General features: G+C 57.8%; 32 protein-coding genes and 4 pseudogenes. 13 read left to right on the forward strand and 23 right to left on the reverse strand.

Translation table 11 applies throughout. The features are described from left to right. Positions 1-80 precede the first annotated feature (80 nt). Positions 81-470, forward strand: coding sequence for an META domain-containing protein (locus tag ACZ1HE_RS19575; protein ID WP_472623530.1), 390 nt, complete (start codon positions 81-83; stop codon positions 468-470). Here the strand turns inward: ACZ1HE_RS19575 and recO are convergent. Beyond that, a pseudogene (gene recO / locus ACZ1HE_RS19580) lies at positions 454-1,178 on the reverse strand (DNA repair protein RecO). The gene ACZ1HE_RS19575 and the pseudogene recO overlap by 17 nt on opposite strands. A 124-nt stretch (positions 1,179-1,302) precedes the next feature. On the opposite strand from recO, the gene ACZ1HE_RS19585 reads away from it, so the two are divergent. Continuing rightward, the gene (locus ACZ1HE_RS19585) at positions 1,303-1,608 is read left to right on the forward strand and encodes a hypothetical protein (RefSeq protein ID WP_472623532.1); all 306 of its coding nucleotides are present in this window, start codon (positions 1,303-1,305) and stop codon (positions 1,606-1,608) included. Between the two features lie 5 nt (positions 1,609-1,613). On the opposite strand, the gene ACZ1HE_RS19590 is transcribed toward ACZ1HE_RS19585, so the two are convergent. The 11 genes and pseudogenes from ACZ1HE_RS19590 to folK form a co-directional block, all read right to left on the reverse strand. Beyond that, on the reverse strand, positions 1,614-1,943 hold the full coding sequence (locus tag ACZ1HE_RS19590) for a DUF1491 family protein (RefSeq protein WP_472623534.1): 330 nt from the start codon (positions 1,941-1,943) through the stop codon (positions 1,614-1,616). Continuing rightward, a complete protein-coding gene (era, locus tag ACZ1HE_RS19595) occupies positions 1,940-2,848 on the reverse strand; it encodes a GTPase Era (protein ID WP_472623536.1) in 909 nt (302 codons plus the stop codon). Before era ends, ACZ1HE_RS19590 begins: the two co-directional genes overlap by 4 nt. 66 nt (positions 2,849-2,914) lie before the next feature. After that, positions 2,915-3,598 (reverse strand): ribonuclease III, encoded by a 684-nt coding sequence (rnc, locus tag ACZ1HE_RS19600; protein ID WP_472623538.1) that lies wholly within the window; start codon positions 3,596-3,598, stop codon positions 2,915-2,917. Beyond that, positions 3,595-4,409: pseudogene (gene lepB, locus ACZ1HE_RS19605) on the reverse strand (signal peptidase I). The gene rnc and the pseudogene lepB overlap by 4 nt, the downstream one beginning before the upstream one ends. Positions 4,410-4,449: 40 nt before the next feature. Continuing rightward, positions 4,450-4,896 (reverse strand): holo-ACP synthase, encoded by a 447-nt coding sequence (gene acpS / locus ACZ1HE_RS19610; protein ID WP_472623540.1) that lies wholly within the window; start codon positions 4,894-4,896, stop codon positions 4,450-4,452. Continuing rightward, complete coding sequence (locus ACZ1HE_RS19615) at positions 4,893-5,516, reverse strand: LysE family translocator (RefSeq protein ID WP_472623542.1); 624 nt, start codon at positions 5,514-5,516, stop codon at positions 4,893-4,895. The genes acpS and ACZ1HE_RS19615 overlap by 4 nt, the downstream gene beginning before the upstream one ends. Then, positions 5,513-6,259: a pyridoxine 5'-phosphate synthase gene (locus ACZ1HE_RS19620; RefSeq protein ID WP_472623544.1), complete on the reverse strand. Its 747-nt coding sequence runs from the start codon at positions 6,257-6,259 to the stop codon at positions 5,513-5,515. Before ACZ1HE_RS19620 ends, ACZ1HE_RS19615 begins: the two co-directional genes overlap by 4 nt. 33 nt (positions 6,260-6,292) lie before the next feature. Next, complete coding sequence (locus ACZ1HE_RS19625) at positions 6,293-6,946, reverse strand: DUF2062 domain-containing protein (protein WP_472623546.1); 654 nt, start codon at positions 6,944-6,946, stop codon at positions 6,293-6,295. Positions 6,947-6,976: 30 nt separating this feature from the next. After that, positions 6,977-9,109 carry a RelA/SpoT family protein gene (locus ACZ1HE_RS19630; protein WP_472623548.1) on the reverse strand — a complete coding sequence of 711 codons (2,133 nt, stop codon included), beginning with the start codon at positions 9,107-9,109 and terminating at the stop codon, positions 6,977-6,979. 28 nt (positions 9,110-9,137) lie between these two features. Then, positions 9,138-9,491, reverse strand: coding sequence for a DNA-directed RNA polymerase subunit omega (rpoZ, locus tag ACZ1HE_RS19635; RefSeq protein WP_472623550.1), 354 nt, complete (start codon positions 9,489-9,491; stop codon positions 9,138-9,140). A gap of 94 nt (positions 9,492-9,585) precedes the next feature. Continuing rightward, complete coding sequence (folK, locus tag ACZ1HE_RS19640; protein WP_472623552.1) at positions 9,586-10,158, reverse strand: 2-amino-4-hydroxy-6-hydroxymethyldihydropteridine diphosphokinase; 573 nt, start codon at positions 10,156-10,158, stop codon at positions 9,586-9,588. 131 nt (positions 10,159-10,289) lie between these two features. On the opposite strand from folK, the gene ACZ1HE_RS19645 reads away from it, so the two are divergent. From ACZ1HE_RS19645 to ACZ1HE_RS19665, 5 genes and pseudogenes are all read left to right on the forward strand, one after another. After that, complete coding sequence (locus ACZ1HE_RS19645; RefSeq protein WP_472623554.1) at positions 10,290-10,865, forward strand: LabA-like NYN domain-containing protein; 576 nt, start codon at positions 10,290-10,292, stop codon at positions 10,863-10,865. Between the two features lie 271 nt (positions 10,866-11,136). Continuing rightward, positions 11,137-12,086: pseudogene (gene ispH / locus ACZ1HE_RS19650) on the forward strand (4-hydroxy-3-methylbut-2-enyl diphosphate reductase). Continuing rightward, entirely contained in the window at positions 12,083-12,643 is a 561-nt protein-coding gene (locus ACZ1HE_RS19655) for a class I SAM-dependent methyltransferase (protein WP_472623556.1), read from the forward strand. The pseudogene ispH and the gene ACZ1HE_RS19655 overlap by 4 nt, the downstream one beginning before the upstream one ends. A gap of 32 nt (positions 12,644-12,675) precedes the next feature. Further along, entirely contained in the window at positions 12,676-13,143 is a 468-nt protein-coding gene (rnhA, locus tag ACZ1HE_RS19660) for a ribonuclease HI (RefSeq protein WP_472623558.1), read from the forward strand. Next, positions 13,140-13,772: a trimeric intracellular cation channel family protein gene (locus ACZ1HE_RS19665; RefSeq protein WP_472623560.1), complete on the forward strand. Its 633-nt coding sequence runs from the start codon at positions 13,140-13,142 to the stop codon at positions 13,770-13,772. The genes rnhA and ACZ1HE_RS19665 overlap by 4 nt, the downstream gene beginning before the upstream one ends. Positions 13,773-13,905: 133 nt before the next feature. Here ACZ1HE_RS19665 and speB read toward each other — a convergent pair whose 3' ends face one another. The 7 genes from speB to def (ACZ1HE_RS19700) are packed head-to-tail and all read right to left on the reverse strand — an operon-like array spanning position 13,906 to position 17,736. After that, positions 13,906-14,763: an agmatinase gene (gene speB / locus ACZ1HE_RS19670; RefSeq protein ID WP_472623562.1), complete on the reverse strand. Its 858-nt coding sequence runs from the start codon at positions 14,761-14,763 to the stop codon at positions 13,906-13,908. Between the two features lie 43 nt (positions 14,764-14,806). Further along, entirely contained in the window at positions 14,807-15,046 is a 240-nt protein-coding gene (locus ACZ1HE_RS19675; RefSeq protein WP_108789996.1) for a GlsB/YeaQ/YmgE family stress response membrane protein, read from the reverse strand. 1 nt (position 15,047) lies between these two features. Beyond that, positions 15,048-15,284 (reverse strand): hypothetical protein, encoded by a 237-nt coding sequence (locus ACZ1HE_RS19680; protein ID WP_472623564.1) that lies wholly within the window; start codon positions 15,282-15,284, stop codon positions 15,048-15,050. A 12-nt stretch (positions 15,285-15,296) separates the two neighbouring features. Then, positions 15,297-16,202 (reverse strand): methionyl-tRNA formyltransferase, encoded by a 906-nt coding sequence (gene fmt, locus ACZ1HE_RS19685; RefSeq protein ID WP_472623566.1) that lies wholly within the window; start codon positions 16,200-16,202, stop codon positions 15,297-15,299. Between the two features lie 26 nt (positions 16,203-16,228). After that, positions 16,229-16,726 (reverse strand): peptide deformylase, encoded by a 498-nt coding sequence (gene def / locus ACZ1HE_RS19690; protein ID WP_472623568.1) that lies wholly within the window; start codon positions 16,724-16,726, stop codon positions 16,229-16,231. Next, positions 16,723-17,217, reverse strand: coding sequence for a peptide deformylase (gene def / locus ACZ1HE_RS19695; protein ID WP_472623570.1), 495 nt, complete (start codon positions 17,215-17,217; stop codon positions 16,723-16,725). Before def (ACZ1HE_RS19695) ends, def (ACZ1HE_RS19690) begins: the two co-directional genes overlap by 4 nt. Further along, on the reverse strand, positions 17,218-17,736 hold the full coding sequence (gene def / locus ACZ1HE_RS19700; protein ID WP_472623572.1) for a peptide deformylase: 519 nt from the start codon (positions 17,734-17,736) through the stop codon (positions 17,218-17,220). Positions 17,737-17,833: 97 nt separating this feature from the next. Between def (ACZ1HE_RS19700) and ACZ1HE_RS19705 the strand changes: the two are divergent. Next, positions 17,834-19,004: pseudogene (locus tag ACZ1HE_RS19705) on the forward strand (MalY/PatB family protein). A 2-nt stretch (positions 19,005-19,006) separates the two neighbouring features. Then, positions 19,007-19,540, forward strand: a complete 534-nt coding sequence (locus ACZ1HE_RS19710) for a L,D-transpeptidase family protein (RefSeq protein ID WP_472623574.1) — start codon at positions 19,007-19,009, stop codon at positions 19,538-19,540. 273 nt (positions 19,541-19,813) lie between these two features. Here ACZ1HE_RS19710 and ACZ1HE_RS19715 read toward each other — a convergent pair whose 3' ends face one another. Beyond that, positions 19,814-20,167, reverse strand: a complete 354-nt coding sequence (locus ACZ1HE_RS19715; protein WP_472623576.1) for a hypothetical protein — start codon at positions 20,165-20,167, stop codon at positions 19,814-19,816. A 210-nt stretch (positions 20,168-20,377) separates the two neighbouring features. Between ACZ1HE_RS19715 and ACZ1HE_RS19720 the strand changes: the two genes are divergently transcribed. Beyond that, positions 20,378-21,352 carry a glutathione S-transferase family protein gene (locus tag ACZ1HE_RS19720; protein ID WP_472623578.1) on the forward strand — a complete coding sequence of 325 codons (975 nt, stop codon included), beginning with the start codon at positions 20,378-20,380 and terminating at the stop codon, positions 21,350-21,352. Here the strand turns inward: ACZ1HE_RS19720 and ACZ1HE_RS19725 are convergent. Next, positions 21,349-21,711 carry a response regulator transcription factor gene (locus ACZ1HE_RS19725; RefSeq protein ID WP_472623580.1) on the reverse strand — a complete coding sequence of 121 codons (363 nt, stop codon included), beginning with the start codon at positions 21,709-21,711 and terminating at the stop codon, positions 21,349-21,351. The genes ACZ1HE_RS19720 and ACZ1HE_RS19725 overlap by 4 nt on opposite strands. Positions 21,712-21,901: 190 nt before the next feature. On the opposite strand from ACZ1HE_RS19725, the gene cobD reads away from it, so the two are divergent. From cobD to ACZ1HE_RS19740, 3 genes are read left to right on the forward strand one after another with little or no spacing between them, the layout of a single operon-like run. Further along, entirely contained in the window at positions 21,902-22,867 is a 966-nt protein-coding gene (gene cobD / locus ACZ1HE_RS19730; protein WP_472623582.1) for a threonine-phosphate decarboxylase CobD, read from the forward strand. 23 nt (positions 22,868-22,890) lie between these two features. Then, the gene (gene cbiB / locus ACZ1HE_RS19735; RefSeq protein WP_472623584.1) at positions 22,891-23,781 is read left to right on the forward strand and encodes an adenosylcobinamide-phosphate synthase CbiB; all 891 of its coding nucleotides are present in this window, start codon (positions 22,891-22,893) and stop codon (positions 23,779-23,781) included. A 29-nt stretch (positions 23,782-23,810) separates the two neighbouring features. After that, complete coding sequence (locus ACZ1HE_RS19740; protein ID WP_472623586.1) at positions 23,811-24,974, forward strand: lytic murein transglycosylase; 1,164 nt, start codon at positions 23,811-23,813, stop codon at positions 24,972-24,974. Between the two features lie 158 nt (positions 24,975-25,132). Here the strand turns inward: ACZ1HE_RS19740 and ACZ1HE_RS19745 are convergent, their stop codons facing one another. Continuing rightward, positions 25,133-25,498, reverse strand: coding sequence for a hypothetical protein (locus tag ACZ1HE_RS19745; protein ID WP_472623588.1), 366 nt, complete (start codon positions 25,496-25,498; stop codon positions 25,133-25,135). A 59-nt stretch (positions 25,499-25,557) separates the two neighbouring features. Next, positions 25,558-25,905 (reverse strand): hypothetical protein, encoded by a 348-nt coding sequence (locus ACZ1HE_RS19750; protein WP_472623590.1) that lies wholly within the window; start codon positions 25,903-25,905, stop codon positions 25,558-25,560. Positions 25,906-25,939 lie beyond the last annotated feature (34 nt).

Below are 25,939 nucleotides of genomic sequence, written 5' to 3' on the forward strand. Positions count from 1 at the left end.
GGGGCGGCAGGAGCACACCCACCATTGCAGACAAACGGGCACCTCAGTTACCAACGACTTAACACAATTCGAGAGTTGCCATGAGAACCTTGCTCATTTTGCCCTTCCTCGCCCTGTTGCAATGCGGCTCGGACGAGACAATCGCCGCCTATGGTGCAGCGGGGCTTACGTGGGAATTGCAGAGCATCGACACAGACCGCTTCTCTGGCCCCATTACACTAACCTTCCCCGAGACCGGCCGGATCGCAGGGCAAGCGCCCTGCAACGCCTATCGCGCCGCCCTCAATGTGCCTTACCCCTGGTTTGAGCTCAAAGCCTTTGGCGCAGGCACCTCCGAGTGCCCCCTCCTGGTCGAGGAAGGCACCTATTTTGCAGCCCTTCTGTCGATGACTCAATCCGAGGTGTCCGGGAACACCTTGATCTTGCGCAATGATGCTGGGAACGAAATGGTGTTCACAGCCGCCGAGTAAAGGTTGCCACGAAACGCCCGCGCGCTTCTGGCAAAGGTCGCGAGCCCAAGGCGGGTGCCAATCGGTGTTCCAAAAATACCCGGTCGTGCGCAACGCCCGCACAACCTCTTCGTCTGAGGCCACCCCCTTGCCCAGCATCACCGGTGGCAAGTCCAGCAGCCGATCAGCCCACTCCCCTGCCCCCGCCTGCGAGACGGCGCGACCTGATTTGGGTGAGACATATGCCAGACCCTGATCCGAGCCGGTCACCGCGCAGACCGACAGATCCATCCCAAATCCCAACTCATCCAGCAGAGCCATTTCCCACTGAAGATAGGCCAGAGGCCATATTTCATCTTGTCCCAAAAGGTCCAAAAGCTGCTCTGATCGCCGATACAGATCCGCATGTGGCTCGCGCTCAGGCAAGGCAAAGGCCAACAGGGCTGTCACCGCATTCAGCCCCGACAAAGACAAGCGACCCGACAATGCAATAGCCGCCCGGCTGCGCAGGGGTTCGACCTGATAGCTGCCCAGATGATCCTCAAGCCGCGCACGCCACAGCAGATCCAACTGCGCGCCCGGTTGCAGGATCGGAGCGATCTTGCGACTGGTCCCACCGCGGACAACGCCAGCATGACGCCCGTGCCCTTCGGTGAACACGTCGATGATCGCCGCCGTTTCTCCGTGGCGCCGTACCGTCAGCAAAATTCCATGATCGCGCCAGTCCAAGAAACGGCCCCTAAAAACACTCAATCGCTAACAGAGCGCAACCAACGATGCCCTGCAAGCCCACTTGACTCCTGGCCTGCCGTCACCTTTATTTAACTAAAATGTTAAACTAAGGAGTGGCGCCATGCGCGCAATCACCATTACCTACACCTACAGCGGTGACGAAACGGTCTGGCAAGATGCAATTAACGCCTTTGTTTCAGCTTTGGATGCGGACACAGAGTTGGCTGGCCGCTTCTCTTACCAAGTTGCCGTCGCCGACGACAAGGAAACCCGCGTCCATTGGGGCCGTTGGGACAGCGCCGAAGCTTTGGCGCATGTGCAATCTCAGCCCTACTTCAAGGAGTTCGCAGGAAAAGTAAGAGAGTTCGCAGGTGGCGCACCCAATGCAACCGGCCACGATATCTTCGCCAAAACCGGCAATTGGTGAGCAGGCTATTCCAGCCCCTCGTCCCCAAGCAAATGCCGCCCCTGACGGTCTTCGACCTCGATTACCCACAGATCGGGGTCAAACCCTCGTTGGCGCGAAATGGCCGCGTCAACATCTCCCTCGACGCCCGATGCCAGCTCGGACCAGACCCGCTCGCCGGTCATCAGGTTGTATTCCCGCTGATAGGCCACCGCCTGCCCATCCAGAGTGTTCAGCTTGACCAGAACGGCCCCCGCGTTGTCATCTCCATGAGCCACGACAAAGGCGGGAATTTCCTGAAATCTAAGCCGCGCCAGATAGGCCTGAACCCAAAACTCGGCTGTCAGCCGGGTCATGCGTTTCCGTCTTTGAAGTCAAGACCCATCTCGGAATAGCGCTCGGCCTCGTCCAGCCAGTTAGGCCGCACTTTGACCTGCAGGAACAGATGAATCTTACGATCAAGGAACTCTTCCAACTCGGCCCGTGCTGCTTGGCTGACCGCCTTGATGGTCTCGCCCCGCTTGCCCAGAACGATCCCCTTGTGGCCATCGCGCACGACATAGATGATCTGGTCAATCTTGGCCGAGCCGTCCTTGCGCTCTTCCCAGTTCTCCGTCTCGACCGTCAGCTGATAAGGAAGCTCCTGATGCAGGCGCAGGGTCAGCTTTTCACGCGTCATTTCGGCTGCGATCATCCGCATCGGCAGATCGGCGATCTGATCCTCGGGGTAGAGCCATGGGCTCTCGGGCAGTTTGCCTGCCAACCATTGCCGCAGATCGTCCACACCATGGCCGCGTTCGGCCGAAATCATAAAGGTTTCGGCAAACCCATAGCGCTCGTTCAGATCCTGAGCCAGACCCAACAGAACCTCGGACTGCACCTTATCGATCTTGTTGATCGCCAGCGCCACAGTCCGGCCCTGCCCGATCTCTTGTAGACCGTCCAGAATGCGCTCGACGCCTTCGGTGATGCCCCGATGCGCTTCGATCATCAGAACAATGACATCAGCATCAGCCGCCCCACCCCAAGCCGCTGCAACCATCGCGCGGTCCAACCGACGACGCGGCTGGAACAAGCCCGGCGTATCGACAAACACCAACTGGCTCTCACCTTCCATCGCCACGCCGCGAATGCGGGCGCGGGTGGTCTGCACCTTATGCGTCACGATCGACACTTTCGCGCCGACCATGCGGTTGAGCAACGTGGACTTGCCCGCGTTGGGTTCACCGATCAGAGCGACAAATCCGGCACGTGTGGTCATGTAAAGCCTCGATCCTTACGAAAGCGCGCGTTTTAGCCGAGTTTCCTGCAAAGCGCCAGCACCCGTTTAGCCTTTGCTCACCGCCTCAAGCAACGCTTTGGCAGCGGCCTGTTCAGCCTGCCGCTTTGCACCGGCTGTGGCCTGAGCCTCAGTCCCGTCCTGCAAGCGGGCGACAATCGTAAAGACTGGCGCATGATCTGGACCGCTGCGCGATACCTGTTCATAGCTGGGTGGTTTTTGCCCCCGCGCCTGCGCCCATTCCTGAAGCGAAGTCTTGGCGTCGCGCGCATCGGCTTCGACCGTGGTGACGCGCTTGCCCCACAGCCGCAGGATCATCGCCTGGGCCGCCTCAAAGCCACCATCCTTGTAGACGGCAGCAATGACGGCCTCCATCGCGTCTCCCAGCAAGGCCTGTTTGCGACGGCCACCAGACATCATCTCGGACCGGCCCAGTTTTAACACCGCGCCCAGATCAATCTCGCGCGCGACATCGGCACAGGCCTCTTTGCGCACCAACGCGTTGAACCGCGGCGCCAGTTGACCCTCGGTCGCTTTCTTGTCGTGATCGAGAAGCGCCGTGGCCATCACCAACCCCAGCACCCGATCACCCAGGAACTCCAACCGCTGGTTATCCCCTCGGGTTGGCGACGAGATCGAGCCATGAGTCAACGCACGCACCAGCAACTCGGGTCGGGCGAACTCATGTCCGATCCGCTCCTGGAATGCTCTCATTTCGGCCGAAAGTTTCACTCGATCCCCTTGAAAAAGCGATCACTCCGCCAGGTCCAGAAGAACAGCATTGACCGGCCAGCAGACGAGAACATGATGCGATCCGCCCGTCCGATCAAGTTTTCATAAGGCACGAATCCTACGCCGCCAGCCGACTGCGGCAAACGGCTGTCGCTGGAGTTGTCGCGATTGTCACCCATAAAGAAATAATGCCCTTCGGGAACAACATAAATGCCAGTGTGGTCCGACGCCTGGTTCCCGATATTTAGGATCGCGTGACTTTCACCATTGGGAAGCGTTTCAATCTGCCTGGGTTTTTGACACAAGCCGCCCTCGCCCACGGGGCCATTTTCACACCGCGGACGCAGACGTTGCGGTCCTTGCTCGGCATAGACTTCCTCGAAGATGCCGTCGTCTTCGACTTTTACCGCCTGGCCGTTCAGATACAGCAGTCCGTCCTTGATCTGAACCTTATCACCCGGCAGACCAATCAAACGTTTGATATAATCGCGTCCCGACACCGGGTGACGGAAAACAACGACATCGCCACGATCAGGCTCGCCCCCCAAAAGCGAGTGTTGTCGCCTTTGGCCCAGCCACAGATGTCTTCGGCATCAACGATCAAGCTGGGGCACGAGGCATAAGAATAGCCATAGGCCATTTTGTTCACGAACAGGAAATCACCGATCAGCAGGGTTTCCTTCATGGAACCGGACGGGATCCAGAACGGTTGAAAAAACAACGTGCGAAAGACACCAGCAATCAGCAGGGCATAGACGATGGTTTTGATCGTCTCCCAGATGGCGTTTCCTGATTTGGCTTTGGTGGCCATTCGGTTCTCCGATCCAATCGATCTAACAAAGTGTTTGGGGCTACATGCGGGCGGGGTCAGGGTAAGTCAAGGTATCGACACCGGCATCGGCCACGGGTCGCGCCTCGATCACCACAAAGGCCTGGGCCCAGGGGTGATCATCGGTCAAAGTTACGTGAATAATGGCCTCGTACCCTTCTGGCGTCATCTCTTTCAAACGCTCAGCAGCCCAGCCAGTGACATGCATCACCGGCTGTCCGGTGCGCAGGTTGGTAACCGCCATGTCCTTCCACGCGATTCCCATCCGCAAGCCAGTACCTAGTGCCTTGGAACAGGCTTCTTTCGCGGCCCAGCGTTTTGCATAGGTTCCCGCGGTGTCATGCCGACGCTCTGCTTTGCGTTGCTCTATGTCAGTGAACACACGGTTGCGAAAGCGGTCGCCAAAACGATCCAGCGTGCCCTGAATACGTTCAATGTTTGCGAGGTCTGTACCGATGCCTAGGATCATGACAACCGAACCGTCAGGATCTTGTAACTTGCGAGACCAAAGAACCCGGCAAAGGCAAAGTCAAACCAGCGTCGCGCACGGCGATAGGCGTTGACCATTCGCTCGGACGAGAACAGGAAAGCGTAGCCAATAAAGACAACCAACGACCCCGCGTAGAGCATCCCGAAATAACCCAACAGCATCGCAAGGCTGGCATCGTTTGGCGCCACGATGGCATAGATTGACCCCCAGCTCAGGATCGCTTTGGGATTGGTCAGATGGATCGCGGCACCCTTGGCAAAGATAGAGCCAAGCGTGCCCTTCACGGGATTGCCCAATGCTACCTCGTCTGATCGCAACGCCCGCAACAGTGCCTTGATCGCCAACCACCCCAGATAGGCGACGCCCACGTAACGGATCACCTCGAACACCCAGACATTGGCCAGCATAATTGCGGACAGCCCCAAGGCTGCCGCAATGCCCCACGCGGCAGAGCCTGCACAAATGCCAAGCGCAAAGACCAATCCGGCCCGGCGGCCTTCGGTCATTGCGGTTCCGGCAATCCCCATGGTCGCAGGCCCCGGCGAGCCGCCAGCCAGCAACCAAGCGATCCAGACCGCAACAAACCCCGGCGTGATCATGCGCGCGCCTCGTCCATCAGGCGGCGCATTTCACTGATCGCAGGGGTTATGCCGCGAAAGATCGACTCGCCGATCAAGAAGTGACCGATGTTCAGTTCCATCACCTCGGGAAAGGCAGCAACCGGTTGCACGGTGTCATAGGTCAGGCCATGGCCCGCGTGCACTTCAAGCCCCAACGAGTGAGCAAAGGCCGACATCTCACGCAGCGCTTCCAATTCACGGTCGCGTTCGTCGAAACGACCCTCAGAATGGGCATCGCAATAGGCGCCGGTATGCAACTCGATCACTTCGGCCCCGATCCGGTGAGCCGCCTCGATCTGGCGTTTGTCAGCCGCGATAAAGATCGACACCCGGCAGCCTACGTCGCGCAATGGTGCGATGAAATGGGCCAGCCGGTTTTCCTCGCGCGCGACTTCGAGCCCACCTTCGGTTGTCCGCTCTTCGCGCTTTTCAGGCACAATGCAAACGGCATGGGGTTTGTGGCGCAGAGCGATCTTTTGCATCTCGTCTGTTGCGGCCATTTCGAAATTCAACGGCACCGACAGAACCTCCATCAGCCCATCAATATCCGCGTCCGAGATGTGGCGGCGGTCTTCGCGCAGGTGCGCGGTGATGCCATCAGCCCCGGCCTCTTCCGCCAGCTTGGCCGCGCGCAACGGATCGGGATAGGCCCCGCCCCGCGCATTTCGAACCGTTGCAACATGGTCGATGTTCACACCAAGACGCAGTTTGTCGCCAGACATCGCACGAATCCTTTTGATTAATTTTGCCCGAGACTAGTCCGCTTTGCCCAGAGGGTCAGCCTCAGCTTCGGCTTTTTTACGGATGGCGTCGAACTTGGCTTTGATCTTTTTGCGGCGGCGCTGCTGATAGGCGCGGATCAAAGGCAGGCTGAGCATATGCATGATCGTGGCTGCAATGATCCCCGGCAGGATACCCCCAACCAGATAAGGCAAGAACACCTCATAAAAGAATACCGATAGCCCATGCCAATCCGCCACGTCAGGCGTAAAGATCGCCTTGCAATTGTGCCACAGATCCGCCCCAGCCTGTTTGAATTTCAACCCCAGCGAGGCGTTCTGTTTTTCAAATTCGGTGCCAAGAATGAAATGTCCCGTTCGCAGCGACACAGCAGCAATGAAGATGAAAGACAGCGGATTGCCAAAAAACGTGCTCATCAAAGAGGCCAGAATATTGCCTCTGATAATGTAGGCCAACAACGCGGCCACGAGAAAGTGCAGCCCAAAGAGCGGCGTGAAGCTGGTGAAAACCCCAGCCCAGATGCCGCGCGCAATCCGTTCGGGTGAATCCGGCAATCGGCGCACACGGTGTTTGACATAGTGAAAGGCTCGGGTCCAACCACCGCGCGGGTACACGAATTCCGAGGCGATCTGCACTGGCGTGCGTCGATCTCGGCGTTTGAATACCACCCGCGTGTTCCTTTCCGTGCCGAAACGGCTTTAGCTAATCCCGGATTTTCCCGGGTTTTTCTCGCGATACCGTTCAACAGCGGCTACATCACTTTCCGCCTCAAGCATCAGCATCAAAGAATGCAGTTGTTCTATGTCCCGAAGCTCGGCGTTGACCATCAACCTGTAGAAATCCGGTTTTCTGTCGACAATCTCCAAGTTTGAGATATTGGCCTTTTTCTCTCCGATCAATGTGCAAATGCGCCCTAAGACGCCAGCGTCGTTTCCGATCGTCAAATCCAGCGTTGCCCCATAAACCGCCGGGTGAGTTCCGGCATGCCAGTGCAAATCGACCCAGCGTTCGGTCTGATCCTCAAACTCGCTCAAACGATCGCAGTCGATTGCATGCACCACCACGCCCTTGCCGCGGTAGGTGATCCCCAGAATGCGCTCGCCAGGAAGCGGCTGACAACAAGGCGCGCGCTCAAAGCTCTGCCCCGGTTCCAGACCAATAACAGCCCTGCGCAGCGGGATCGCGTCCCCCTCGTCGGGCGCCAACTCCGGATAAACCGCTTGCACAACGTCATGTGCCGTCAACTCGGCGCTGCCCAGTCGGGCCAGCAACTCGTCCCGGTTTTTCAAGCGCAGGTTTTTGGCCGCTGTGTCCAGTGCCTTGTCCGTAGCTTTTCGTTGCACATGCTCGAACGCAGAGCGTGCAAGCTCCTGTCCCAGTTTGATAAACCGTTCACGGTCCACTTCACGCAATGCACGCCGGATGGCAGTGCGGGCTTTGCCGGTGACCGCGATGTCCAGCCAGGTAACCTGCGGCGTCTGACCTTCGGCCGTAATGATCTCGACCGACTGACCATTCTTGAGACGAGTCCATAACGGCACGCGGATGCCGTCCACCTTGGCACCGACACAGGCATGGCCAATCCGCGTATGGATGGCATAGGCATAGTCCAGCGGTGTCGCCCCGCGCGGCAGTTTGACCACGTCACCCTTGGGTGAGAAGCAAAATACCTGATCCGAATACATCTCAAGCTTGACGGCCTCGAGGAAATCCTCGTGGTCTTCTTCATTGTCAAATTGCTCGGTCAGGTTGGCGATCCATTTTGCCGGATCAACCGCAAAGGGGTTTTCGGTCCGCACGCCGTCCCGGTACGACCAATGCGCCGCCACACCGGTTTCCGCCACATCGTGCATCTGGCGGGTGCGTATCTGCACCTCGACCCGTTTGCCATCGCGCCCCGACACCGTGGTGTGAATCGAGCGATAGCCGTTTGATTTTGGCTGGCTGATGTAATCCTTGAACCGGCCCGGTACCGCCCGCCAACGCTGGTGGATCGCGCCAAGGGTGCGATAGCAGTCTTCCTCGGACAGAGTGATGATGCGGAAACCATAGATGTCGGAAAGGCGAGAAAACCCCTGATCTTTTTCCTGCATCTTACGCCAGATGGAATAGGGTTTCTTGGCCCGGCCAAACACTTCGGCTTGGATCCCCGCCTTTTCCAATTCGAATCTCATGTCGCCGGTGATGCGATGGATCACGTCACCTGTTTCACGCTGCAGCGTAATGAAGCGCCGGATAATCGACTGTCGACCTTCGGGATTGAGAACACGGAACGCCAGGTCTTCAAGCTCTTCGCGCATCCATTGCATACCCATGCGGCCCGCGAGCGGTGCATAGATGTCCATAGTTTCGCGCGCCTTCACCACCTGTTTTTCCGGCCGCATTGCTTTGATCGTGCGCATGTTGTGCAAACGGTCGGCCAGTTTTACCAGAATGACCCGCAAGTCCTTGGACATCGCCATAAACAGCTTGCGAAAGTTTTCGGCTTGCTTGGTTTCGCGGCTGGACAGTTGCAGATTGGTCAGCTTGGTAACACCATCGACCAACATGGCGACCTCGTCACCGAAGCGTTTGGTCACTTCTGAATAGGACGCCTTGGTGTCTTCGATAGTGTCATGCAGCAACGCGGTGATGATGGTGGCATCATCCAACCGCTGCTCGGTCAAAATAGCGGCGACGGCAACAGGATGCGTAAAGTACGGCTCGCCTGAATGGCGAAACTGCCCATCGTGCATTTCCTCGCCAAAGTCATAAGCTTCGGCTAGGCGCTTGGCGTTTGTTTTAGGATTGTAGTTGCGGACCAGCGCAATCAGATCTTCAGCTGCAATCATTTCCGGTCCGCATCCTTTCGCGGTGGGGTCAGCCCTGCCCCTGCGCTTCCATCAAGGCACGCAGCAGTTTTTCTTCGGACATGTCGTCATCGGTCGGCTTGTCGGAGTCTGCTCCCATCAACAGGGCCATCGAATCCTCTTCGGGTTCGTCAACCTCAATCTGGGTCTGGTTGCTTTCGATCAGTCGTTCGCGCAGGTCAGCGGCGCTCTGAGTTTCGTCAGCAATCTCGCGCAGGGACACGACAGGGTTCTTGTCGTTGTCACGATCCACGGTGATCGGCGCACCCGCAGAAATCTCGCGCGCCCGATGGGCGGCAAGCATCACCAGTTCAAACCGGTTTGGAACCTTGTCTACGCAGTCTTCAACCGTCACGCGGGCCATCGGGCAATCTCCAAAGTGAAACCTTGTCCAGAAGAGGTGTATGTAAGGGCGAATCTCCAGCTTGACAAGCAAGAAACGACTTGATCGTCCATGATCAAATCGGCTCGACCTCTGCCACGTCTTTTTCTGGCAAGGCTGCACAAAGTTCCCCGATTGTGCGTCCCAAAACAGGGTGCACCCAATCCGGTGCCACATCATTGGCGGGAACAAGGGCAAATGCCCGGTCCTGAAGTCTTGGATGCGGTAAAATCAGACAATCAGGCGTCGCCCTGACCTGCTCCTCTAACGGCAAACGCATCCAGCTTGCAAAACTGTCTTGATCTGGCAGAACCCGATCTGCGTACATCAGGATATCAAGATCAAGCGTCCGCATGCCCCAACGCTGCTCGCGTGCGCGTCCGAATTCATGTTCGACTTCGTGCAACAACTGCAAAAGAGCTTCGGGTGAAAGCTCTGTTTCGACACGAATCGCAGCGTTGACATAGTCAGGACCAGCTCCTGCCGGGAAACACGGGGTTTTGAAGAATCGGCTCGTTTTTCGAATCACTATGCCGCTGTCCGCAATGCGTTGAATTGCTTGCCGCAGGGTCACTTTGGGGTCAGCCCCGTCAAAAGGTAGGTTTCCACCCAATGCGATAACCACATTTGACCGAATTTGTGTCAACATTGACCCCTAATCATTATCATATCATACTTGCGATACACGTGAATTCTCCTAGATTAATGGCACCATTTCGCCAATTTAAGCACTCACTCACGGATAACAGGGCGAATGGATTATACCGGAAGGACATATTTATGTTTTACAAGGACGAACGGCTAGCGCTGTTCATCGACGGTTCAGATCTTTACGCCGCCGCCAAAGCACTGGGTTTCGATATCGATTACAAGCTGCTGCGCCAAGAGTTCATGCGTCGCGGCAAGATGCTTCGTGCTTTCTACTACACAGCGCTCCTGGAAAATGACGAGTACTCGCCCATCCGGCCCTTGGTGGATTGGTTGCACTACAATGGCTTCACCATGGTGACCAAGCTGACCAAGGAATACACCGACAGCATGGGCCGCCGTAAGGTCAAGGGTAACATGGACATCGAACTGACTGTGGATGCCATGGAACTTGCGCCGCGCGTGGATCACATCGTTCTCTTCTCGGGCGATGGTGACTTCCGCCCGCTTGTGGCCAGTCTGCAACGTCAGGGCGTGCGCGTGTCGGTTGTCTCCACCATTCGCAGCCAACCACCGATGATCTCGGATGAATTGCGCCGTCAAGCCGACAATTTCATCGAACTTGAAGAACTCAAGGATGTCATTGGAAGACCGCCGCGCGAAGTTCCGATGGAACCACGCAGCGTCATGGCCGCAAGCGGGCAATAACTTAATAGGTCTAATCAGCCCGAGCCGGGTCAACCCTGCAGGGTAACTGTGTCAGACACCAAAGACCCCGAGCCCTTCGGCTCGGGGTCTTTCTTTAACAAAACCCGACTTGCCCACCGGGTGAAATTACACCCAAAGAACGCATCGTTTTATGATCTGGTCATTCAATGAGTTCGATATACATTTCCGCCATGTCAGATTCGTGACAAATTCCCGCACTGGACCTGAAGTGAGCAAAGCCTTACCTGTCGCTAAGCAAGGAGATGCCAAAATGACCAAACCGCCTCTGACATTGTATTTGGCAGCCCCCGCGGGTTCTGTGCCGGTGTTGATCGTGCCATCAAGATCGTGGAAATGGCGCTCGAAAAATGGGGCTCGCCCGTCTTTGTGCGCCATGAAATTGTACACAACAAGTTCGTCGTCGATGGCCTGCGCGACAAAGGTGCAATCTTTGTCGAGGAACTGGACGATTGCCCCGACGACCGCCCGGTGATCTTTTCCGCCCATGGCGTGGCCAAATCCGTCCCGGCCGAGGCCTCGCGCCGTAACATGGTTTTTGTCGATGCCACCTGCCCGCTGGTCAGCAAGGTGCATGTCGAGGCACAACGTCATTCCGAGGCCGGCCTGCAAATGATCATGATCGGTCACAAAGGCCACCCCGAAACAATCGGAACGATGGGGCAACTGCCCGAGGGCGAGGTTCTGCTGGTCGAAACCGTCGACGATGTGGCGACCGTTCCAGTACGCAATCCGGACAACATCGCCTATGTCACGCAAACCACGCTGAGCGTCGATGACACCAAGGACATAGTAGCAGCCCTGCAGGCGCGTTTTCCAAAGATCGTTGGCCCGCATAAAGAAGACATCTGCTACGCGACCACCAACCGGCAAGAGGCGGTCAAGGCCATCGCCCCAAAGGTGGACGCAATGCTGGTAGTGGGCGCGCCCAACTCGTCAAACTCACGCCGCCTGGTCGAGGTCGGCTCGAAGGCGGGATGCAACTATGCCCAACTTGTCATGCGCGCGGAAAACATCGATTGGCGCGCGTTGGATGGCGTGACATCTGTGGGCATCACCGCTGGCGCATCCGCCCCCGAGCTGTTGGTGAACGAGGTAATCGATGCCTTTCGAGAGCGATTTGACGTCCACGTAGAAACAGTCGAAACGGCCGTCGAAAACGTCGAATTCAAAGTTCCACGTGTCCTGCGAGTGCCCGCATGAGCGACAAACAGACACTCGACGTCTATGCCGGTGCCGCGAAGCAATACGCGGACGGTTTTGCACGATCCAAAGACATTGATCAGAAATCCGACGTGCGTGGCTTTCTGGAATTGATCCCAGAGGGCGGATGCATCTTGGATCTGGGCTGCGGCCCCGGCCATTGGGCCGCGCGTTTCAAAGCAGAAGGCTTGCAGGTCGATGCAACCGACGCCTCCCCCGAGATGGTGGCCCTGGCCAAGTCCGACTTTGGCGTCGATGCACGTGTCGAAACTTTTGATCAGATGAACGCCGAAGATGTTTACGATGGCATCTGGGCCAACTTTAGCCTCTTGCACGCCCCGCGCGAAGAGTTCCCCGCCCATCTGACCCGCATTCACCGGGCCTTGAAACCCGGTGGCGCCTTTCACATCGGCATGAAACTGGGCAGCGATCAGGGTCGCGACAATCTAGGCCGCTTCTATTCCTATTTCAGCGAGGATGAATTGCGCGAGCATCTGAACACCGCAGGTTTTACTGTAATCCGCTCCAAACGCGGCAACGGCGAAGGTCTGGCCTAGCAACGTCGAAACCTTTGTAACGATGACTGCACATGCCTGAGCTCTTTGCCTATACCGACGGAGCATGCTCCGGCAATCCCGGCCCCGGCGGCTGGGGCGCACTGCTGCGCGCGATGGAAGGTGAGACGGTCGTGAAGGAACGCGAACTCAAGGGTGGCGAAGCCGAGACCACCAACAACCGCATGGAACTGCTGGCTGCGATCAACGCGCTTGAGGCACTGGAGCGCCCCACAAAGATCACGGTCGTCACCGACAGCGCCTATGTGAAGAACGGCGTAACCGGCTGGATCTTTGGCTGGAAGAAAAACGGCTGGAAGACCGCTTCGAAAAAGCCAGTGAAGAACGTCGATCTGTGGCAACGCATCGATGAGGCGCAACAACGCCATGATGTGACCTGGGAATGGGTCAAAGGCCACGCGGGGCACCCTGAAAACGAGCGAGCTGATGAATTGGCGCGCGCGGGCATGGCCCCCTTCAAACCCAAGAAAGCCAAGACGTGAATGCACTTGCCCTATTGGATTATGCCTCGGTCCTGGTCTTTGCCCTGACAGGCGCATTGGTGGCCAGCCGGGCGCAGCTGGATCTGGTAGGGTTTGCCTTTGTGGCGTGCCTCACCGCTGTTGGGGGCGGAACCGTGCGCGATCTGCTGCTGGATCGCCACCCGATTTTCTGGGTGGGCGAGCCGACGTATATCTTGATCGCGGCATCTGCCGCTGTGCTTGTGTTTTTTACCGCGCATCGGATGGAGAGCCGCTACAGCTGGTTGATCTGGTTGGATAGCTTTGCACTGGCAATCGCTGTGGCAGCCGGTACGGGTGTTGCCCTGACACTGGGTCAACCACCTATCATCGTGGTGCTGATGGGCATGACCACCGGGTGTCTGGGCGGATTGATGCGCGACGTCGTGTGCAACGAAATTCCACTGGTTCTGAAACAGGGGGAGCTTTACGTGACCTGCGCCCTTGTCGGATCATGTGTTTCGATTCTTGTTTTCGCGCAAGGCTTGCCGCAGTTGCCCGCTCTGGGGCTAGGTGCGCTCACCTGTTGGGGCCTGCGCGCAGGCTCGTTGATCTTTGGCTGGCGTCTGCCCGTCTACAAAAGCCGACCACCCCGCACGCACAACCGGTAGCGCTCCCGCCCGTCGTCGATGCCCTGGTGGGACATCTCCTCCCGTTGGGCCAGGCTCATGCGGGCGTTGCCCGCATGAGCCTGGCCCCGCCGTCCGCAGGACGCAAGGCCGACAGGCCGCGCAGGTGGCACCTTCAGCGCAATAACCTCGCGCCAATCTCTTTGACGAATTTCGCCGCCACCATCGCCGTCATCCCGTAAGGGTCGCGATGCGGGTTCAACTCAACGATATCCGCACCGACCAAGTCCCCTTGAAACCGCGCGATCAGGTCAATCGCGTCACGTGTGCTGAGGCCCCCCGGTTCGTGATGCGACACGCCCGGTGCAAAGGCCGGATCCAGACCATCAAGATCGAGCGATAGATAGACTGGTCCATCAAACACGGGTGTCAGGTCGGACCGCCAGTTGCGCATGTCCACAACCTCAACCCCGAACCGTTCAGCCTGCTCGCGCTGATGCGTGTTCATCGTCCGAATGCCCACCTGCATCAAACGCTTGACCTTGCCCGTTTCCATCACCCGCGCAAACGGACAGCCATGCCCCAGCGGGCCGATATCCTGTTGATCATAAAGGTCCGGGTGCGCGTCGATGTGCAGTACATTCAATCCATCATAGCGATCCGCGTGGGCGGTGATCAGCGGATAGGCCACCGAGTGATCCCCACCCAAGGACAAAAGCCGCGCGCCTGTGTCGATGCGCGCGCCTGCACCGGCCTCGATCTTGGCGATTGGTTCTGGCCCGCGCTGTTCGAACACATCCAGATCGCCGGTATCCTTGACCCGGTCCGTCGCGCCCAGATCCGTGCCATCCTCGGCCGTCAGGTTTGCCGCCCCAGAATGCAGCGCCTCGCGGATGCGGTTTGGCGCAAACGCGGGGCCTTGCAAAAACGAACTGTGCAAATCGAGCGGCACGCCCATCAGGGCCACATCATCCGCCCCCAGATCCTTGATCGTTGCACTCGTGATCATCGCACCCTCCGCCAGAAATCTCATTTCCAGCAGTTGGCGCCCTCGGGCGATTTACGTCAAGCCCCTGTCAGCGCTTGTGAAAATAGGTCTTCCAGATCCAGATCACCAACAGCGCACCAAGCACCGCGCCAACAAAGCCCGAGAGGATTCCCATCACGCTTGACAGAAAGCGCAGGACAAAACCGCCGACAAGCGCGCCGATGATGCCGATGAACATGGTGGTGGGAATGTCGGCCTCGATCCGCATCAGACGCGTTGCCAGAAACCCGGCCGCCGCCCCGATTACGATAAGCGCCACAACCGTCATGTCAGCGCCTCCAATGGAATGGCACGATAACCAACGCGCCAATGCTCGATACAATCGCATTCATTCCAGGCGAAGAAAAACCAACGCCAAACATGATGCGGATGAAATAGAACAGGAACGCCCCACCGATGCAAATGATCATCGACTGCAAGATGCCATTGCGGGTCCAGCCTGTGCGCTCCGAGGCATAACCCACGATACCGGCAATCACCACGGTTCCCATCAACGTCATGAACATGGCGTCATCCTTTTAAAGCTGCGCACCCTTGGCCACCGGCATACCACGCAGAAACACATCCGTATCCTGCGCGCCTTTCCCGGCCCTTTGCAAGCGCAACAGGGACACCGCCCCTTCGCCACAGGCCACGGTCAACATATCGTCCAACACCGCACCCGGCGCGCCTGTGCCATCTGCAAGGCGCGAGGCCAACAGTTTCACCCGCTGTCCGTCAATCTCGGTCCATGCTCCGGGGAATGGGGACAGGCCACGAATTTGGCGATCCACCTCAACCGCTGGCTTGGTCCAATCAACCCGCGCCTCTGCTTTGTCGATCTTGTGCGCATAATTTACGCCCGCCTCTGATTGCCCCTCGGGCACCAGATCGGGCAATTGCACCAGGGCATCAACAATCGCCTGCGCACCAATCGCAGACAGCCGATCGTGCAGCTGTGCTGTGGTCTCTTCGCCGCCAATCGGCGTGGCCACGCGCGACAAAACCGGTCCGGTGTCCAGACCGGCCTCCATCTGCATGATGCAGACACCAGTCTCAGCGTCGCCTGCCATGATCGCGCGGTGAATAGGCGCGGCCCCGCGCCACCGTGGCAACAGGCTGGCATGAATGTTCAGACATCCCTTGGCGGGCGCATCCAGCACCGCCTGTGGCAGGATCAATCCATAGGCCACAACCACCGCCACGTCGGCTTGCAAATCCGCGAAAGCCGCCTGCTCCTCCACCCCTTTTAGGGAGACGGGATGGCGAACCTCCAACCCCAACTCGACGGCGCGTGCATGCACCGGCGTTGGCCGCTCTTTCTTGCCCCGACCGGCCGGGCGCGGCGGCTGGCAGTAAACGGCCGCGATCTCATGCCCAGCATCAACCAGAGCATCCAGCACCGGCACCGAAAACTCGGGCGTTCCCATGAAGATGATGCGCATCACGTTCCCCTGCTCGGTTTTTGGCCTCAGCCGTTCTGTTTCTTTGCCTTGCGCAGCAGCATGTCGCGTTTGACCTTGCTGAGATGGTCGAAATACATCTTGCCGTTCAGATGGTCGATCTGATGCTGCACACTCGTCGCCTCGATCCCGACAAAGTCACGCCGATCCACCGCGCCGTCTTCGTTCAGGAACCGCACGGTCACCGCACGCGGACGTTTGATCTTGGCCGACATGCCCGGCAAATTCGGGCTCGCCTCATCATGTTCGCGCAGCTCGATCGACGAATGCAGGATCTCAGGGTTGGCCAAACGCACTGCCCGTCCTCGCTCGGTCGAGCCATCAACCACCGCCAACCGCAGCATCACGCCGATCTGGTTACCTGCCAGACCAACGCCCGGCATCGCCTCCATCGTGTCGATCATGTCGGTCCAGATAGCGCGGATCTCATCAGTGATCTCGGTCACCGGTTCGGCCTTGGTGCGCAGTCGTTTGTCGGGCCACGGCAGGCATTTGCGAACTGTCATGTGCTCATTTCCCTGTAATGCGCCTCGGCCGTGCGGCGGGCGACGGCGTCAAGACGGTCAAAGGTTACCATCCCGTTGAGATGATCAAACTCGTGTTGGATGCAGCGCGCCTCGAACCCGTCGAAATCGGCCATGTGAATGTCACCCTCGGGTGCGGTCCATTGCACCGTCACAGCACGCGGGCGAGAGACTGAAACCATAATTCCTGGAATAGACAAGCACCCCTCGGGCCCAATCTCTTCTGCGCGTTCAGCCGCCATGATGAAGGGGTTGATCATTGCCAAGGGCGTCGGCTCGCCCTCTTTCCAGCCGCAATCCATAACAAATACGCGCTTGAGCACACCAATCTGCGGCGCGGCTAAACCTCGGCCATTTGCCGCATACATCGTATCGAACATGTCTGCGATCAGCACGTCCTCGGGTCCCGTCACCGGCGCACATTGCGTCACAAGCCGGTCGTCGGGCCAAGTCAAAATGGCTCGTACCGCCATTCAGGCGCGCGCCCGCTCACGCTTAAGCTTTTGCATCTTGCGCGTGATCATCTGCCGTTTTAGCGGTTTCAGATAGTCGATGAACAATTTCCCATCCAGATGGTCGATCTCATGCTGCACGCATGTGGCCCACAAACCATCGAACACTTCTTTCTGGGCGTTGCCATTCTGGTCCATCCACGCCACCTCAACCTCGCGCGGGCGGGTCACCTCGGCGTATTGATCCGGGATCGACAAACACCCTTCTTCATAGACGTTCAAATCGTCCGAAGACGACAGAACTTCGGGGTTGAACATCACCAACGGGCGGGGTGTCTCGCCCTCTTCCTTGACACAATCCAGCACGATCAACCGGTTCAGCACGCCGATCTGCGGCGCGGCCAGACCGATGCCGGGCGCCTCATACATCGTTTCAAGCATGTCGTCGGCCAGCTTGCGCAAATCGTCCGAAATATCGGCAACAGGATCACACAGCTTTTTCAAGCGCGGGTCGGGATGGATCAGAATGCTACGTTTCATGCCGGTGATTTAGGCCATAGTGCGCGTCACCGCAACGCCCCCTTGCGTCCACCGGATTTCCCGCTAGCCTGCCCGGCGCACATGACAGGAGAGGCTCATGAATTTCGACGACCTGATCGACCGCCGCGGCACCCATTGCGCCAAGTGGGATATGATGGAACCGCTCTATGGCGTTCCCGCGGACACGGGCTTGTCGATGTGGGTGGCCGACACCGATTTCCAGTGCCCCCGAAGTGGTCCGCCGCAAGATCCACAAGGTCGCAGACGGCGTTCTGGGCTACACCAATCTGGATACCGATTACAAAGGCGCGATCCAGTGGTGGATGGACACCCGCCACGGCTGGAGCATCGAGCAGGACGCGATCTTTACCACCACCGGGCTGGTGAATGGCGTCGGCTTGTGCCTGGACACATTCACGGCTCCGGGTGACGGGATTGTCCTTTTCACGCCAGTCTATCACGCCTTTGCCAAAGTGATCCGCGCCGCTGGCCGCACTGTGGTCGAATGCCCACTGGTGAACAACGATGGCCGGTATGAGATGGATTTCACCGCTTATGACGCGATGATGACCGGTTCGGAAAAGATGATCATCCTCTGCTCGCCGCACAATCCGGGTGGCCGGGTCTGGACCCAAGAGGAACTGCAAGGCGTTGCGGATTTCGCCAAGCGCCACGACCTGCTGTTGTTGTCCGACGAGATCCACCATGATCTGGTCTATGCAGGGCACAAACACATTGCCATGCAGATCGCCGACCCGTCGATCACGGATCGGCTGCTGATGCTGACCGCGCCCTCAAAAACCTTTAACATCGCTGGTCTGCACACAGGCCAGGTGATCATCCCCGATCCAGACTTGCGCGCCCGGTTCGCCGCGCGCATGGCCGCGCTTAGCGTGGCGCCGAACTCAGTCGGGCAGTTCGCCACCGCAGCTGCCTATTCGCCCGAAGGGGCCGAGTGGGTCGATGCGCAGGTGGCCTATCTGGATCAGAACCGGCAGATCTTTGATGCCGCCATTGCAGGCATTCCGGGACTGTCTTCGATGAAGTTGGAATCAACCTATCTGGCCTGGGTCGACTTCACCGACACCGGCATGCCACGCGAAGACTTCACCAACCGCGTCGAACAGGACGCCCAGATCGCGGCCAATCATGGCACGACCTTTGGCTTGGGCGGTGAAAGCTTCCTGCGGTTCAATCTAGGCACCCAACGGTCGCGTGTCGAAGAGGCCTGTGCCCGCCTGACCCGTGCCTTTGGTGATCTTCAGTAACCATGTTGTGGCGGTTCTTCTGGACCGTTCTGGCGTTGGTTCTGGTGACCGGCGCCAGTCTAGCGTTGTGGGATCGCTTTGCACCTCGACCTGCCCCTCCACCCTCGGCGCTGGATGTTGATCAAATCGATCACATCCTGATCGAGAAATCGGCACGTCGGTTGACCGCAATGGCAGACGGTCAGGTGGTCATGCAAGTGCCGGTCGCCCTTGGCTTTGCACCGGACGGGGACAAAGTGCAGGAAGGCGACGGCAAAACGCCCTTGGGTGAATTCATCATCGACCGCCGCAACCCCAACAGTGCCTTCCACCTGTCACTTGGCCTGAACTATCCCAGACCACAAGACATCGCTCGCGCCAAGGCGGATGGCGTGGACCCGGGCAGCGACATCTTTATCCACGGCCAGCCCAACGGAATTGTCGGTATTTCCTTGCCAGGAGATTGGACTGCAGGTTGTATCGCCATCAGTAATGCACAGATGGCGCAGCTCTGGTCGGTTACGCCCATCGGCACCACCGTCGAAATCCGCCACTGATTCGAAGAACTCCCGCCCCGCCGTAGATGCCCCTTGCAGGACATCTCCTCTGGTTGGGCCGAGCCGCGCTGCGCGCGGCGGTTGGCGCTCTTTTGGGACCTAAGATGGAAAAACGAAAAGTCGCCCAGTCCACGCCTGCTGCAACGGCATAGACATAACCCCACGCGGTACCGCGCCGCGCTCGGCGCGGCGCCGGGCCCAAGTCCGATGGTGGAGCTGACGCAGTCAGGTCTGCTCGGGCGCGGGAGCACCCCTACCTAACCAGTGAACTGTTCAGCCGTCCTTGCCCAACAGGGCAATCGGCGTATCCGGGTCACGATAGAAATCCAACGGGGCCTTGTCGGCGGCAACGGTATTGCGCTTGAACTCGTAACGCATTTCGCCCGCCTCGTCTTCGGATGCGATGATCAGGCACTGATAAAGGTGGTTGGCTCCATCATACAAATCAACCAACCCCCGCAGGCGCGGCGTCGTCTCGGTCTCCACCGCAAAACCATCTTTCCACAGGCGAAGAACCTTAAAATACTCCTCCCCCATCTCAACGCGCAGGCGGCTTGCCTTTTTCAGGCTGGCTATACGGGCCGCGTTCAACCCGTCACTGATCTCTTTGGACACATAAGTACTCATGTCGCTCCTCCCAGACGAACAAAGCCCAGCCTCTTCGGAGAGGTTTTAAAATCAAGATAAGATTTTGTGAATTATTGAATCCGAACCATGCGTTGCGCAGAAACCTCAGACCAAGTTGTGCGGTAGCGCAGAGAGGTTGCGCGTAACTTGCCATGTGCGGACTGCGAACATCGCCTTAAGTTACCTCCAAACAAAGATTGGAGATCACTCATGGGCTTGCTCATTGACGGCACGTGGCACGACCAATGGTATGACACCAAATCCCACAACGGCGCGTTCAAACGCAGCGCCGCGCAATTCCGCAACTGGATCACCGCCGACGGCGCGCCCGGCTCCTCGGGCCAAGGAGGTTTTCCAGCCGAGAGCGGGCGCTACCATCTTTATGTCAGCTATGCCTGCCCTTGGGCGCACCGCACATTGATCTTTCGCAAACTCAAGGGGTTAAGCGATCACATCACTGTCTCAGCCGCTCATCCCGACATGCTGAATGAAGGGTGGAGCTTTGAAACAGACGATCACGGCGCAAGCGGCGATGATCTCTATAGCCTGTCCCACGTTCATCAGATCTATACCAAGGCCGATCCTGGTTACTCGGGCCGAGTGACAGTACCAATCCTATGGGACAAACAGCGCCAAACCATCGTGTCGAACGAAAGCTCCGAAATCATCCGCATGTTCAATTCTGGCTTTGATGGAGTGACCGACAACACCGAAGACTACTGGCCCGCACCGATGCGCGACGCTATCGAAGAGGTGAATGCTCGCATTTATGATACGCTCAACAATGGTGTCTATAAGTGCGGATTTTCCACGACTCAGGCCGCCTATGACGCCGCTGTAATTCCCCTGTTTGATACGCTGGCTTGGCTCGAAGAACGCTTGTCCAGCAACCGCTATTTGATGGGGGACAAGATAACTGAAGCAGACTGGCGTCTTTTCACGACCCTGATCCGCTTCGATCCGGTCTATCACTTACATTTCAAATGCAACCGTAAAAGGATCATCGACTACCCCAACCTCTGGGGCTACACGCGCGAGCTGTATCAATGGCCGGGTGTGGCCGAGACAGTGAACATGAACCACATCGTGCGCCACTATCACTACAGTCATGAAAGCGTGAACCCGCACCGAATTGTGCCGATCAACCCGGTAACAAACTACCTGGAACCGCACGGGCGCGGTTAACGCCCCGCCGCATAATGCTCGACCATCGCTGCCAGATCTTCTGGTGGCGTACCGCTTTGGACATAAGCACAGGCATTGGGGCTGTGGGCAAAGATCGATCCATCCGAGAAAAAGCTCGTGTTTGTCACAAATATGACTCGCGCCTCGGGGCGCCTATAGCTGGCGAAATCAGCCACGGCCAGGGCGCTACCGCCTTCTAACACCAGATCCAGTACGATTATCTCAAATTCTGTTCCATACAAAGCAAGGATCGCTGCCTCCTGCGTGCGCACAAGGCTGACCCGCGCGCCTTGCCGCTCAAGGTGGCGCTTCCACAGCGTTCCAAGGTCCGGATTACTTTCAACGATCAAAACATTCATGGCAGACGTAGGGCACTTTCTATCTTGATAATCCTGTGCCGCTCCCCTTTTCCCGTGATCTTTCTTTTCCCTTAACAAACTCTTAACACAATAGGATACGATCGGCGGATTGACGGTCACGTCTTGTGCATCAGGCAATTTTCCGCTTGAACCGATTCCGTCTATCATACCGCAAATCCGGGTTCTTGGCATGACCGAAGCTTTTGATATTAACCCGCGTGCCAAACGCGATCACGGAGGCGGCTTGGACGCCGCCCGTCAGCAATTTGGCGGGCGACCGGATGAGTGGATTGATCTGTCCACTGGCATCAACCCGACCCCTTACCCAGTCCAAGGCTTGACTGACAATGACTGGGCAGCTTTGCCGGATCACAACGCCTTTGAAGATCTTGCATGTGCAGCCCGTTCATTCTGGAACGTGCCTTCAACGGCAAGCGTCCTTCCTGCGCCCGGTGCCTCAGCCCTGATCGCACGGCTGCCGATGCTAGCCCCGGCATCTACCGTCGAAATCACCCGCCCCACCTACAACGAGCATGCCGCCGCCTTTTCGTCGCAGGGCTGGCAAGTTCAGGACCACGGACCGGCAGATGCACGGGTTTTGGTGCACCCGAACAACCCGGATGGGCGCCTTTGGCAGCAAAACGATGCTGAACAGGCAGGGTTGGTGGTTATCGACGAGAGCTTTTGCGATGTCACCCCAGATGCCAGCCTGGTTCACCTGGCGGATCGACCGGATACAGTCATTCTCAAGAGCTTTGGCAAGTTCTGGGGCTTGGCGGGCCTTAGACTTGGCTTTGCCATTGCCAGACCTGAACTCATTTCCCGGCTGAACGACATGACTGGCCCCTGGGCCGTGTCCGGCCCCGCCTTGCGGATCGGCACGCAGGCCCTGCGCGATGAAGACTGGGCGGAAAAGACGCGTGCTCAACTGGGCGACGACGCCCAAAGATTGGACAAGCTGATGCTGGGCAAGGGCGCAGAACTGGTTGGCGGAACTTCGCTGTTTCGGCTCTACCGCGTGGACGACGCCAAGGCCTGGCAAACCCGGCTGGCAAAACACCACATCTGGAGCCGCATTTTCCCGTACTCCGACACCTACTTGCGGCTTGGCTTACCAACCAACGACGGGTGGGTCCGATTGGACACTGCGCTATGACCTCTTTTGCCCTCGCTTTCGCTATGCTTCTCGATGCGGCCTTTGGAGAACCCAATTGGCTTTGGTCTCGTGTTCGACACCCGGCCGTCTTGATGGGCGACGCCGTCGGATGGTTAGAAAGACGGCTGAATCACGGCCAGCATCGACAACTCAAGGGGGTGATCGCGGTTTGTATTCTAGTGTTGACTGCATGGGGTCTGGGCTTTTTGTTGTCTCAGTTGGGCGTCATAGCCCAAATCCTCTGCTGTGCAATTTTGCTGGCGCATCGGTCTCTGGTTCAGCATGTGCAGGATGTGGCTGACGCCCTTCGGCTGTCTCTTGCTGAAGCGCGCCAGATGGTTTCCCGTATCGTTAGCCGCGACACTGGTGAGATGACAGCACCGCAGGTGGCACGTTCTGCCATTGAAAGTGCTGCCGAAAACCTCAGTGATGGGGTTGTCGCACCCGCGTTCTGGTTTCTGGTTGCCGGTTTGCCCGGGTTACTGATCTACAAGGTGGTCAACACCGCGGACAGCATGGTTGGCTATCGCAATGAACGGTACCTGCAATACGGGTGGGCTTCGGCGCGGCTGGACGACTTGCTGAACTTGGTTCCTGCGCGTCTTACGGGCATTTTGATTATCCTTCTTTCAAATCAATGGCCTAAAACACGCGAGATCATCGAGGATGCGCAACGCCACATCTCGCCAAATGCAGGCTGGCCCGAGGCTGCCATGTCGCGCGCCCTGAACGTGGCACTGGCGGGCCCGCGCAGCTATCACGGCCAAACCCGCCATCTGGCATGGGTCAACGAAGACGCACGCCAAGACATCGGCGCGCGCGAGGTCGAACGCGCGGTGAACATGCTATGGCAAGTCTGGGCGCTGTGTCTGGGACTGGTGATTGCCTGCCTTGTGGTGATGCTGATAGTCTGATCCAAACAACAATTGGATTTCTCGACTTCATGAAATTTTCCCACCTTTTGGCCGCCCTTTCCCTTCTACCCGGCGCGGCTTTTGCCCAATGCGGCGGTTCTTTCACCTCCTTTGTTTCCGGCCTTAAATCCGAAGCCGTGTCTCAGGGGCACGACGCCGCCGCAGTGGACGGTTTCTTCCAAGGCGTATCTCAGGATCCGAAAGTGCTGCGCGCTGACCGAGCCCAAGGCGTCTTTCAAAAACCCTTCATCGACTTCTCCCGTCGCCTGATCTCGCAAAACCGGATCGACCGGGGACGTGCCATGGCCCAGAAATACGATACCGTCTTTGACCGGATCGAGGCGCAATACGGCATCTCACGCGGGGTGCTTCTGGCGTTTTGGGCATTCGAAACCGACTATGGCTCGTTTCAGGGCGACTTCAACACCCGCAACGCTTTGGTGACACTTGCCCACGACTGTCGCCGCCCCGAGCTGTTCCGTCCGCAGATCTTTGCCGCATTGGAGTTGTACTCGCAGGGCGATTTCGACCCTGCTCGTACCACCGGCGCCTGGCTGAGCGAAATCGGCATGGTGCAGATGCTGCCCCGCGATATCCTGGAAAACGGCGTGGATGCGGACGGCGATGGCACCGTATCGCTGAAAACTTCAGCCCCCGATGCGCTGACTTCAGGCGGAAAGATGTTGTCGCACCTGGGTTGGGTTGCGGGTCAACCTTGGCTACAAGAGGTCACTGTACCCAGCAAAATGGATTGGTCTCTCAGTGGCCCCGGCAAACCGCGTCCTGTCTCCGAGTGGCAGGCCCTGGGTGTGAACGCTCGGGACGGATCACTGGCCAACTTAGACGCCTCATTGATTTTGCCCCAGGGACACAAAGGCCCTGCTTTCCTTGCCTATCCCAATTTCGACGTCTACTTCGAATGGAACCAGAGCTTTGTCTATGTCCTTACGGCCGCCTATTTTGCCACCAGGCTGGAGGGCGCGCAGATCTATGATGCAGGCACCCCGGATCAGGGTCTGGACGGCAATCAGATGAAGCAACTGCAACGCAAACTGCAATCGCGCGGCCACGATGTTGGCAAGATTGACGGCATCCTTGGCGCCGGAACACGAGCGGCGGTTCAAGCCGAACAAGGACGGTTGGGTTTACCCGCCGATGCCTGGCCCACCCCAACGTTGTTGGGACGCCTCTGACTGTTTCGTTCCGCCAAAGTGCAACACCCAACATCCGTGTTTTTAAGCGAATTATCGCGTCGGATCTTGTCTGTCGCCGGACCCCAATCCGTAAGAGAGGCTGATGCAGTCAGGTTAACTCGGACACGAGAGACCCCGGATTGACTAAGCCACCAGCTTCACTGCCCCACATCAGGCCGCACGGGATAGCGTTCGCCCTTTTCGTTGATCAGCACCAATCGACCCTTGTTGTGAACAAACAAGTCACAGCGCCGTAACCCATTGCGAAACGCAGTACAGATACTGCCGTCCTCAGCCACTTCATAGGTACCAAAAGCCGTCCCGCCCCCATTCACGGCCGAATAGGTGTAAGAATAGGCCCCGCCGGTTGAGTATCTGGATTGCCCGTCGTCGTAGAACGTCAATACCCGGCCTTCGAGCGCCTGCAACTCCGCAGTCGTCAACTGTACATCGCCGTGTCGTAGAACCCACTCCGCAGCGGACGCACTTCCACTCAACAAAAGAAACAACAAAACATATCGCATGGCGGGATCATGCCGCCACAATTCTGATTTGGGGAATCACGTTGAGGTGAGTACCGGAGCTACGGCCGTATTCCGAATTCGAAGGTCATCCGCATCCGGCCCGCTTTTCGCTGGCGCACCAGCTTGACCTCATCACTCTTGATCTGGACGTCACAATTGCCCGCTTGCTGGCGCAGATTGACACACAGATGTCCGCGCCAATGCAAACGAACGGCGCCTAGGGATACACCATCCTTGAGTGTTTCAACCAGTTCCGGAACATCCATCTGCTGGTCTTCCCGTTCGTAAGAAACCTGTCGCAAACTTGGCACACTTGTCCCTTGGGCATCGAATTCTGTACCGAACCTTGAAGCTCCGATACGCCACAACGCCAACTCATCCGCGAAGGCCGAACTCGCGAACGTCATAAAAACAAGGGAAATTAATACAACCATCTCAATA

This window comes from Falsiruegeria sp. JB4-1, from assembly GCF_055693495.1.